The organism is Streptomyces sp. NPDC059900 (assembly GCF_050270335.1).
Taxonomy (GTDB): Bacteria; Actinomycetota; Actinomycetes; order Streptomycetales; family Streptomycetaceae; genus Streptomyces.
Window position 1 is genome coordinate 1 of the sequence record NZ_JBNNJZ010000851.1, and the last position, 2,621, is coordinate 2,621.

The 2,621-nt window shown below is 68.9% G+C and carries 3 protein-coding genes; 1 reads left to right on the forward strand and 2 read right to left on the reverse strand.

All coding sequences use genetic code 11. From position 1 onward, the window contains the following. Positions 1 to 197 (reverse strand): DUF6801 domain-containing protein (locus ACQKIP_RS44875; RefSeq protein WP_427745635.1); only part of this gene is annotated, 197 nt, incomplete at its 3' end. 498 nt (positions 198 to 695) lie between these two features. On the opposite strand from ACQKIP_RS44875, the gene ACQKIP_RS44880 reads away from it, so the two are divergent. After that, positions 696 to 1,685, forward strand: a complete 990-nt coding sequence (locus ACQKIP_RS44880; protein WP_365856189.1) for a DUF6801 domain-containing protein — start codon at positions 696 to 698, stop codon at positions 1,683 to 1,685. Between the two features lie 153 nt (positions 1,686 to 1,838). Here ACQKIP_RS44880 and ACQKIP_RS44885 read toward each other — a convergent pair. Continuing rightward, positions 1,839 to 2,621 (reverse strand): DUF916 domain-containing protein (locus ACQKIP_RS44885; RefSeq protein WP_427745636.1); only part of this gene is annotated, 783 nt, incomplete at its 5' end.

A 2,621-nucleotide genomic window follows, 5' to 3' on the forward strand; every position in this document is an offset into this window, starting at 1 on the left:
GCCTTGATGTCGTACTCGGGAACCGTCTCGCCCACCTTCATCGTGGCGGGCATGTCGGCGGTGATCTCAACTTCGATCGGATCATTGTTGATGATCGGGAATTTACAGGTGTACTTCTGTGTGAGCTTCACCGGGTCGGCGGAGGCGGAACCACCGCTCAAGGTGACCAGGCCGGTGACGAGGCCGGCGGCCGCCACCGCGCTCAGGGCACTGCGTGCCCTGGCTTGTCTCTTGTGCGCTCCCATGAGCTACCTCTCGGGCTACGTGAATGGGCACAAACGAACGTCGGGTGCCACCTCAGCGATTCCGGACTCGCCGGCCCAGCTGTCCGGGGAAATCGGAGATGTGAAATGCGCCGCCGCGAGGGAATCTGCCGCCTGAATTCCAGCGGACGCTACGGCGGTGTTTCGAATACGCAAACTACTGATGAGTAGTTGGGCGGTCAAGGTCTGCTCGGGACCGTTGGGGAAGTGGAGTTGATGGTCCGGCAGTTTTGTGCCTGTGGTGAGTACGGGATGGTGCGCGGATGACAATTTGTGAGGGCTGAGCCGGCTGCCGACGCCGAACTGCGCCGATCGGGTTGACTCGCGCCTTAGCTGTCAGTAGTCATTTCTGGATTGTGCCAATTCTCAGAGGTGGGACCACACATGGGAGATCGCATGGGAGACCGCAGGGGAGAGCAACCAGGAAAAGTGATGACGAGGCTGGTGCGGGGCTCGGCCGTGACCGGAGTTGCCGGGGTGGTACTCGCGCTGACCGGCGGTGGTGGCACCGCATCGGCGGATCCGGTGTCGCTCGGGCAGAAATACACCTGCAAGTTCCCGATCATCAACAATGATCCGATCGAAGTCGCGATCACCACGGACATGCCCGCCACCATGAAGGTGGGCGAGACGGTCCCCGAGTACGACATCACGGCCGTCACCAAGGTCAGCGCGCGCGCCGCGCAGGGCCTCGGTGTCCTCGGTGCGGTCAGCCTGGAGGGCAAGGCGACCGCCGACGTGGTCGTCACCCAGCCCGGCGGCGACGGCACTCTGCCCATCAAGGTCGTCAACACCGTTGCCAAGGCCGACATCCCCGATCCCGCCGCGGACTTCGAGGTGACGGCGACCGGCAAATCCCCCGGCGGGCTCCTCACCTGGGGCCAGGCGGGCGACGCGGCCTTCGACGTGAAGGGCCTGAAGCTGCACAACATGATCGCCAGGGACACGGCGGGCAAGCCCGTCCAGCTGCCCCCGAACGGCGATGAGTTCACGGCGGAGTGCACTCTCGACGCAGGTCAGAAGACACTCCTGCACACCATGAAGATCACCGGTGGCGGCGGCACGGACCCGACGGACCCGCCCACGGACCCGCCGACCGACCCGCCCACGGACCCGCCCACCGATCCGCCGACGGACCCCACTGACCCCGCGGACCCGACCGACCCCGGCACCACCGCAGGCTCCTCGGGCGGCGGCTCCGGCAGCTCGGGCACCTCGGGCGGGGCGGGCTCGAGCGGCGGCTCCGGATCCTCCGGCACCCAGCTGGGCACCCAGGTGACCGGCGGCTCGGGCGGGCTTGCGGCGACCGGCATGTCCGGCGTGGGCCTGATGCTGGCGGCGGCGGGAGGCCTCAGCGCCGCCGGTATCGCGGCCTTCCACTATCTGCCGCGGCGCATCAGGAGGGACGAGCAGACCGTCTGAGTCTGCTGCCGTACGGGTGCCCGGGCGCCCCGCGTCGATCCGGCGCGGTCGGGGGCACTTCCCGCCGTACGGCAGCGCCAAGAGCGGGCCCGGAGCAGCGACGGCGCTCCGGGCCCGCGGTCTTGCCGTACTGCCGTCTTGCCGTACCGCCGGTCAGGTCCGCGCGGCGGCGCGTGCCCTGCGGCGCCGCACCACGACCCCTACGATCAGGAGGAGCAGCACCAGGGCGAGCGTCACGAGGACACCCCAGTTCACCGTGCGATAGGCGGTGCTCCCGCTCTCCACCAGCTCACCGCCCTTGTCGCTCGCGGTCAGCTCGACGCTGCCCCAGTCCAGCGGGGGCGGCGCGGCCCACTTCTGGGTGATCCGAACCCGTTGGCCCGGCATGAGCTCGGCAGGCAGCTTGTTGCCCGCGCTGTCGAAGGACGTCCGGCCGAAAAGACCCTTGGCCTTGAGGTCGACCCTCGGCTCCAGCTGCACGTTCCCGCTGTTGACGAGGGTGTAGGTGACCGTGGCGTCCTTGCCGAGGCCGGGGACCAGCGGAACCTCGTAGTCGAACCGCACGTCCTGGACGCTCAGGCCGGGCTTCCGCTCGCCGTTGACCTGCAGATAGATCCGGGCCCCGACGGCCTGCCGGATACCGACGCCGGTGCCCTTGGCGCGGGCGACGCGCTTGTCCAGGGCGATCACGGCACCGGGGTGGTCGCCCGGCGACGCGCTGCGCGGGATGGTGACGGTGAAGGGCACGGTGGTCCTGCCGCCCGCCGGAACCGTGACCTCGGAACGTGCCAGGCGCGTCCACACCCCGACGGACCGCTGCTTCTCCGCGGGCTCGCGCACCGCGAAGCCGCCGTCGCGCGGGGTGTTGTACGCGTCGGCGGCGTAGAGCAGAAAGGTCACCGGCTCCTTGGCGAGATTGGAGACGGTGACCTTGTC